This is a genomic window from Oleiphilus sp. HI0117, from assembly GCF_001635235.1.
On record NZ_LWGA01000567.1, the window covers coordinates 1 to 792 of the forward strand.

At 46.3% G+C, this 792-nt stretch carries 1 protein-coding gene; it reads right to left on the minus strand.

Annotated elements, in window-relative coordinates:
* Nucleotides 1–792 (minus strand): tandem-95 repeat protein (locus A3757_RS06235; RefSeq protein ID WP_156506223.1); only part of this gene is annotated, 792 nt, incomplete at both ends.

A 792-nucleotide genomic window follows, 5' to 3' on the forward strand; every position in this document is an offset into this window, starting at 1 on the left:
ACCACCGTGTAGCGTGTCGTTGCCTTCATATCCATATAGAACGTCCTTTCCACCTTTGGCTGCGAGGTTATCGTTATTATTTCCACCCTCTAAAGTTTCTGCAGCACCAGTTCCAACAATAGTAATTGGATCATCCTCANTTGAGTTTACAGTTACTGCGACGGTTGAATTGGCGACTCCACCATTACCGTCCGAAACTTCGTAGGTGATTGAATCTTCTCCTACGAAATTAGCGCTAGGCGTATATGAGATAGTTCCATCACCATTGATAGCTACGACACCGCTAATCGCCGCAGCAGCCACAACAGATAAACTATCACCATCAATATCTCTATCGTTCACAAGAACATCGATAACAACTGCCGTATCTTCATCAGTAACAGCTGTATCAGATATTGATACCGGCGCATCATTTTCAGGATTGACCGTGACGGATACCGATGAGGTCGCCGTGCCACCGTTACCGTCTGAGACCTCATAGCTAATGCTATCAAGACCATTAAAGTCTGAATTTGGCGCATAACTTAGTGTGCCATCGCCATTTATCGCAACTGCACCGTTTGACGCTGATGCTGAGCTAATGCTCAAACTATCTCCGTCGATATCGCCATCATTCGCTAACACATCAATGGTGACAGAAGCATCTTCCTGCGTTACAGCGGTATCGACTACAGCAACTGGTACATCATTTTCGGGGTTAACCGTGACGGATACCGACGAGGCCGCCGTGCCACCGTTACCGTCTGAGATTTCATAGCTGATGCTATCTAAACCATTGAAATCTGCATTAGG